A 6,446-nucleotide genomic window follows, 5' to 3' on the forward strand; every position below is an offset into this window, starting at 1 on the left:
TTAAGGACGTTAAATAAAACCTGGGGTTGATGATGCTGATTCATGCGGTGGCTCTGTGAACCCGCATATACGTTCTTTTCGTCAAAACTGATTGTTGACACAACAACCCAGGGCCTATACGGGCTACCCACTAACTACAGTATTTTTTTAATCGGAGTCCATCCACCCTTTTTTCATGTCAATTACACAATCGGCAACGAGCGGGCGATCGCGGGAAAAATTGCTGCGAGAAGATGTGTATATCCTCTCGGATGCGGAGCTGATCGCTGTGATCATCCAAAAAGCCATGCGTGGGTGCAACGCTGTTGAGTTAGCGCGTGAATAATTCAATCATCTCGGCAGGCCGCTAGTCTACTGAATACTAGTTTTCAACGTCTTTCCGGCTTACGTGGTCTTGGAAAAGCGCTCTATTGTAAGCTTAAAGCGGTCGCCGAATTACAACGGCGTTACCTCCGTCAGTTACTCGAGCAAAAGGCTAACTCCGTCTGCACCTAAGATGCCCAGCAACTTCTGGTTCGCCCAGTTGCGCCATCATGAAAGCGAAGTTTTTGCCCATCTTTATTCTGGATAACCCGCCATCTCATCATTCAGTTTAAAAAGCTTTTTTATGACTCAATTAATCAACCCTCCATTCATCAGTGGGAAATCATTAAATAACGCCCTCTAGCATAATATCGTCTCCTCATCGTCGCCCACAAACATCCCTCCAGCGTCCCCGACCCCAGTAAGCCGACCGTCCCTCGGCCACAACCCATCTCAAAGAAGCCTTTGCATTGATGGGTGTGTGGCTGCCTGATCATATTATTATCGGTGATTGAGATTCGTTTTCTTTTGCAGAAAGTGGGTTGCTTTGACTCTGGCGAATGACGCCCCCGATTGCTTGCGCGTAGCTCTTATTTCTGGTATAAAATCGAACCTTATCGCTGAAACTATCGGAGAGAATTGTCATGGCGAAAGTATGCCAAGTGACTGGGAAACGGCCCCAAAGTGGGAATAACGTCTCTCATGCAAACAACAAAACCAATCGTCGTTTTTTACCTAACTTGAAAAAACGCCGTTTCTGGCTGCCGGATGAAAAACGTTTTATAACATTGACAGTTTCTACGCACGGCATGCGAATCATCGACAAGCTCGGTATCAATGCAGTTCTCAAAAAAATTTGGGAACGCGAAAAAGAAACCAAATAAGAGTTAACCAATGGCCGTCAGTCCACGCGAAAAAATAATGCTTCAATCTACTGGGAAAACCAAAGCGGGCAAACCGACCGGTACCTTTTACGCGACTTATAAAAATAAGCGAAATACCACCGATAAATTAAACATTAAAAAATTTGATCCGCGTGCCTGGAATTCTGAAACGGGCAAGTGTGGAATGCATGTATTTTTCAAAGAAAAGAAAATCCCGAAATAAAACTAGTTAAAACTAGTGCCTTAAATATTCAATTTTTAGGGTCTTCAAAATGAGAGCATCCAAATTGAATAGATTGAAAATCCACACTGCATCGCCACCATCTCGCGAGTCCGTTTGCCGTATTCTTGAAAAATACTCGCTTTCACGGCAGAGCCTTAGTTATTTTTATCTTGTAATTGCTGATGCTTCTTCATTAAATCTTCTTTGGACTCGTGGAAATCTAAAGGAATACAATCGACAGGACAAACTTGGCGGCATTGGGGTTCATTGAAATGACCGACGCATTCTGTGCATTGATTAGGATTAATTTCATAAATTAACTCACCCATGGAAATCGCATCATTCGGACATTCAGGTTCGCAAACATCGCAATTAATACATTCTTCAGTAATCTTTAAAGCCATAGAATTAATGTTATTTATTTTTCTCTTCTTTTTTGTAAATGATGCGCAACTAAAGGGGGAACAAACGGCGATACGTCTCCGCCCAGAGTAACGATTTCTCTTACCATGGTTCCAGAAACATAACTGTAACCTTCTCGTGCTGGTAAAAAAATAGTTTCAATTTCAGATGATAATTTATAGTTCATATGCGTTAGCTGGAATTCATAATCAAAATCAGAAACGGCGCGAAGTCCACGTAAAATGAAATTAGCTTGGTGTGTTTTGGCAAAATCCACCAAAAGTCCGCTAAGTGGCAAAACTTCAATACGCTCATCAGTCAATATGTCAGCCATTAAATCAACTCGTTCCTCTAGTTTTAAATGAGGATCTTTGCGGCTGGTGGGGGCGCACGCAACAATTATTTTGTTAAATAGGGGTAAAGCGCGCTCGATAATATCTACGTGTCCATTGGTCAGCGGATCAAAGGTTCCTGGGTAGATGGCGGTTGGTTTCATGGTAGCGCCTTTGTATTACTCTCTCCCCAACCCCTTCCCACTAAAGGGAGGAGGAAGTAATGAAGAGGGGTTTTTTATAATTCGTTCAATGCCTCGATCAGAACATTTTGCTTTCAGTTCCAAAATAGACTCGCCGCCGGGTAAAATCAAGTCTTCTGCGATTTCAGCCAGTGGATAGATCACAAATTCCCGCACGAAAAGCCCCGGATGGGGAAGACAAAGCTCATCACTCTGAACGGAAAGATTTCCATACAATAAAATATCGAGATCGATAATCCGCGGACCCCATCGTTTCCCGCCCCGACACCGGCCTTGTTTTTCTTCGAGTCGTTGCAATGCTTTCAAAAGCATTTGGGGGGACAACGCAGTTTCAATCGCTGCTACGACGTTGATGTAATCCGGTTGATCAGTTGGACCCAACGGTTTGCTCTCATAAAAGCTGGAATAGCTAAGACAGGCAGTTTGCGGCAATGTGGACAAATTACTTACCGCGATTTGTACTTGCTTGAGCGGATTATCCAGGTTTGCACCTAAGCCAAGATAGGCTATTGTCATTGCGTTTTTCTCACAAGCTCATTTATCAACTGTTCGCGTTGCCTAGGGTTTCCGTCGCGAAATGTTCGCCACCAATATACAATTTCGGTCAGTGGTTCGCCAGCGCGCTCTCGTAATTCTAAAAAATCAAAGGCGGCTCGGAAAAAACGTTGTTGCACAATTCGGTAAATACGAGTGTGTCGCCGCCGTTCTAAATGGTATTGCAACATCCAAACGGAACGCGTCATTACAGTTAATCGACGAGTAAGGGGTAATATTGTCACCTGTCGCTGTAAGGCTGTGTTTATCCCGTGATACAACGCTGGGAATAAGTGTTTATGTTTTTTAAAATGCTGTTGCGTTAATTCTTTCACGGTGGGCCATAAAAAAATAGCAAATAAAAATCCCAGGTTTAAACTTTGTTGGTTGTGATAACGTTCGTCAGTGGCTTTTAAAGCCAATTTAATTAAATTTTCGTAAAACAGTTGTCGTGTTTTTTCTAAAATAGTGGCGGCTTCCGGAAATAAAGTTCGCATATAATGCGTTTGCTTTAACAATTGGTAAGAGCGAAGCGCGTGTCCTTCAAAGAATATCTTCAATACTTCTGTAAAAAGACGAGCTGAAGGCACATGACGCAATAGGTTATGCAACCTTTTTAAAGGTTCTTCGGTGTCCGGATGGATTTTGAAATCTAGTTTCGCCGCTAGCCGGATGGCTCGTAGCAATCGTACCGGGTCCTCATGGTAACGTTGGGTAGGATCCCCAATCATACGAATTAATCCCTGGTGCAAATCCCTCATACCGCCCGTAAAATCGATAACGGAAAAATCGGTGATGTTATAGTAGAGCGCATTAACGGTAAAATCACGCCGCCAAGCGTCTTCTTCAATTGTGCCATAGATGTTATCTTCCGATAGAATATTCGCCCCTGTTTTTTGAATTTCACTCAGCGGTTCTTCTTTTAATAACTCTTCCGCATTTGCGTGGAGGGTTGATACCTCAATAATTTCACTCGGAAAGTAAACATGAACTAAGCGAAATCGTCGACCAATAAGGCGGCTATTTTTGAAGAGTTTTCGTATTTCGTGGGGGCGCGCGTTGGTGGCGATATCAAAGTCTTTAGGGTGATAGTTTAATAACATGTCTCGCACGCCGCCCCCCACCAGATAGGCTTCATAACCGGATTTGCTAAGACGATACAACACCCTCAGCGCGTTGGGACTGATGTCACTGCGTGAGATAGAATGATCTTCATGTTTAATGACTCGGGGGCCGCGGCCGCGGTCTTTCTTTCGTTCAAGGCGGAGCAAGTAGCTAATTTTCCGCCATTGAGAGGGTTTAAACATTTACTTTCCGCCATCAATTGCGCTCTTCCCATTACGGTCTATAATAGGCGGTTCATTCTATGACATCCTCGCTCCCTTCGTCTAGAGGTCTAGGACACCGCCCTCTCACGGCGATAACACGGGTTCGAATCCCGTAGGGAGCGATATTATTAATTAAGAAAAGAAAAAGGGGAGAGTTAATGGGTGACCTTTTTCCTGACTAATTTTTAAATTCAGGCCAACTGGGTGCTGCATTTTCTAGATTGCCCAAATCTTTCAGATGCTGTTCCCAGCGCTGCGCGAGGGTTTTTAAATTTGATTCTAATTACGCGATAGTCAGTGAATTTTTCTGAAATCGAATTCGCGCATTAAAGGCTGTTGTGTCTGCCGATAGGGTTCTGAATAACTTCGCTGAATAAAATTCCACGATGAATCCTTAACCTCCTGCAGGATATTGGATCCGCGCAGATCCCACGTCGGCTGTCAGAGTTATTGGTAGTAAGCCAGCCAATAAAAAAACAAAATAGAATCGCACCTTCAACCAGCATAAAGTCCTCAGCGACTGCTGCGATTGTTCTTACTTGACTTGTTTCTACACCGAAACCTAACCATGCTTCCAACGCAGTTACCAGTGTAGAGAATAAAACAGATGATACTTTCACGCTCAGACGCCAACGGCTGGTGGCGAACCCCACTCTCTCTATGATTTATGTTAATGCATGTTGTGCTGATTTTATCTCCTTTAGAGTTTGAGCCCTTGCAAAAGGAGTAGAAAATAAAGTGCTAGTTGTTAGGCTCCAATGCAAATGACGATTCGCAGCAAGCAGCCTTGTTATCTCTAAATGGAATCGAGAAACTGATTCTTGACGAGATAGTGAGGCAGCACATCTGGTAAGTGTGACAATCTATCCTTTTCCTGATTCGAAGGTAACCATGGTTTTATTGCTTCTATTGGTGAGGTGGTATGTGATAAATTTTGAAAAGGATCGAATTTCTGTTAGGAAGAGTTCTTTTTTATTCTTCTCATCCACAGGCTTGGTTTCGCATGCATTCTGCCTATCTGTTATTTCTGTTTGCTGAAGCTTTTTTATACGAGACTGTAATGCAAAACACCATTCCAGTTCTGCTCGCAGTAAGGACAGGGCGTTGTTAATAAAAAATGAGATAATGCTCTGCTTGAGTCAGCATACACCGATGAGCAAGCTTGAGGGTTCGCAAAAAAAAATAGGTAAATTCTCGGTTGTTATTTGATCCAGCCGCGCAGTTTCTTCGCTCTCTTTCGATTTGGCGAGTAATGCAACCACAGGAGCACGCTGCTTAACGACACTTCTTGCAGCGTCTCGCGTAGAATAGCTGTTGGCACTTCTCATCCGCATAAGGCCACTCCGTAAATAAAATAAAAAAATATGCAACAACTATTCCATCCCTTCTCCCCTAGGTCCATTAAGCTGTTCGGATGGTCAGACGGCATTTTCTCCATTCTATTGAAGTTATTCAATTGTAAGGGGCTAATTTAAATAATATGGTGCGATTACCCAAATCCCTCAGTACCTCTAAGTTATCGAGTTGGTCCGTCAATTCGATTAGAGCTTGTTCATATCTCTTGTCGAGCATATTTCCCGATGATAATTTTTCAAGCAATCCTTCCCAATATTTACAACGGCCCAAAACGAAAGTGCCATGTGCGCCGACTTATCTTTGCCCTCTGAGGTCCTCAAAAAAGATGTCTGTGGGAAGCTTGGCTGTGCGAAAAGCCCACTAAGTGTACATAAGTAGCAATGACGCTGTCCCATTAATAATGCCAGATCCAATGGCATATAATCATTGGCATTTTCATTCAAGTGCGCAATGTGAAACATATTAAGCCAAGTGCACAATACCGCTTCATAATAACCGGTTGCAATTAGGTAATGGAACAAAGACCATTGCCAATCATCTTATTCCGATACAATGGTTGACAATCCTTTTTCTTTTATCCACGCAAGCAAAGTTTCTGTGTTGCGTCTTGATATGTGTATATGGATGGGTATGCAAATAGAAGGGATGTCAATATTATAATTCGTCCTACTCACTTTTTTGTTCTTCTTTTTCGTCATACTTTTCTTCTTTCAATAAAAGTGGGGTTGTCTAACAAGTTAAAATTAAAAGATTCTTAAAAACTTAAAAACAACCCAATGAAAAGTGCGCTCTTTAAAGGGGGCGTTATAATGCGCCAACACAGAATTTCTATTTTAAATAAAGAGCAGGTGATGAAAGATATTAAAATACTTGGTGTTGAT

7 protein-coding genes, 1 tRNA gene and 1 pseudogene are annotated in these 6,446 nt (G+C 42.6%); 4 read left to right on the forward strand and 5 right to left on the reverse strand.

Annotation, left to right across the window (positions count from 1 at the left end):
• The first annotated feature begins 175 nt into the window (after window positions 1-175).
• The 3 genes and pseudogenes from radC to rpmG all read left to right on the forward strand — a co-directional run bounded on the left by radC (window position 176) and on the right by rpmG (window position 1,410).
• Window positions 176-818 (forward strand): annotated as a pseudogene (radC, locus tag FIV31_RS06905) (RadC family protein).
• Between the two features lie 129 nt (window positions 819-947).
• Entirely contained in the window at window positions 948-1,187 is a 240-nt protein-coding gene (gene rpmB / locus FIV31_RS06910; RefSeq protein ID WP_280124259.1) for a 50S ribosomal protein L28, read from the forward strand.
• A gap of 10 nt (window positions 1,188-1,197) precedes the next feature.
• Window positions 1,198-1,410 (forward strand): 50S ribosomal protein L33, encoded by a 213-nt coding sequence (rpmG, locus tag FIV31_RS06915; protein WP_280124260.1) that lies wholly within the window; start codon window positions 1,198-1,200, stop codon window positions 1,408-1,410.
• A 155-nt stretch (window positions 1,411-1,565) separates the two neighbouring features.
• Here rpmG and FIV31_RS06920 read toward each other — a convergent pair whose 3' ends face one another.
• Genes FIV31_RS06920 through pcnB form a run of 4 tightly spaced genes read right to left on the reverse strand, consistent with a single transcriptional unit; the run spans window position 1,566 to window position 4,188 of the window.
• Window positions 1,566-1,814 (reverse strand): YfhL family 4Fe-4S dicluster ferredoxin, encoded by a 249-nt coding sequence (locus FIV31_RS06920; protein ID WP_280124261.1) that lies wholly within the window; start codon window positions 1,812-1,814, stop codon window positions 1,566-1,568.
• A 14-nt stretch (window positions 1,815-1,828) separates the two neighbouring features.
• Window positions 1,829-2,308 (reverse strand): pantetheine-phosphate adenylyltransferase, encoded by a 480-nt coding sequence (gene coaD / locus FIV31_RS06925; RefSeq protein WP_280124262.1) that lies wholly within the window; start codon window positions 2,306-2,308, stop codon window positions 1,829-1,831.
• A gap of 15 nt (window positions 2,309-2,323) precedes the next feature.
• The gene (gene folK / locus FIV31_RS06930; protein WP_280124263.1) at window positions 2,324-2,863 is read right to left on the reverse strand and encodes a 2-amino-4-hydroxy-6-hydroxymethyldihydropteridine diphosphokinase; all 540 of its coding nucleotides are present in this window, start codon (window positions 2,861-2,863) and stop codon (window positions 2,324-2,326) included.
• Window positions 2,860-4,188, reverse strand: coding sequence for a polynucleotide adenylyltransferase PcnB (pcnB, locus tag FIV31_RS06935; protein WP_280124264.1), 1,329 nt, complete (start codon window positions 4,186-4,188; stop codon window positions 2,860-2,862). Before pcnB ends, folK begins: the two co-directional genes overlap by 4 nt.
• Window positions 4,189-4,258: 70 nt before the next feature.
• Here pcnB and FIV31_RS06940 point away from each other — a divergent pair.
• Window positions 4,259-4,331: transfer RNA gene (locus tag FIV31_RS06940), tRNA-Glu, on the forward strand.
• Between the two features lie 1,017 nt (window positions 4,332-5,348).
• On the opposite strand, the gene FIV31_RS06945 is transcribed toward FIV31_RS06940, so the two are convergent.
• Window positions 5,349-5,537, reverse strand: a complete 189-nt coding sequence (locus tag FIV31_RS06945; protein WP_280124265.1) for a hypothetical protein — start codon at window positions 5,535-5,537, stop codon at window positions 5,349-5,351.
• Window positions 5,538-6,446 lie beyond the last annotated feature (909 nt).

Source organism: Coxiella endosymbiont of Ornithodoros amblus (genome assembly GCF_019425495.1).
Taxonomy (GTDB): Bacteria; Pseudomonadota; Gammaproteobacteria; order Coxiellales; family Coxiellaceae; genus Coxiella.

Bases quoted from the DNA above. Each gene is read 5' to 3' on its own strand.
- rpmB (WP_280124259.1), top strand. From the start codon at position 948: ATGGCGAAAGTATGCCAAGTGACTGGGAAACGGCCCCAAAGTGGGAAT.
- rpmG (WP_280124260.1), top strand. From the start codon at position 1,198: ATGGCCGTCAGTCCACGCGAAAAAATAATGCTTCAATCTACTGGGAAA.
- FIV31_RS06920 (WP_280124261.1), bottom strand. From the start codon at position 1,814: ATGGCTTTAAAGATTACTGAAGAATGTATTAATTGCGATGTTTGCGAA.
- coaD (WP_280124262.1), bottom strand. From the start codon at position 2,308: ATGAAACCAACCGCCATCTACCCAGGAACCTTTGATCCGCTGACCAAT.
- folK (WP_280124263.1), bottom strand. From the start codon at position 2,863: ATGACAATAGCCTATCTTGGCTTAGGTGCAAACCTGGATAATCCGCTC.
- pcnB (WP_280124264.1), bottom strand. From the start codon at position 4,188: ATGTTTAAACCCTCTCAATGGCGGAAAATTAGCTACTTGCTCCGCCTT.
- FIV31_RS06945 (WP_280124265.1), bottom strand. From the start codon at position 5,537: ATGAGAAGTGCCAACAGCTATTCTACGCGAGACGCTGCAAGAAGTGTC.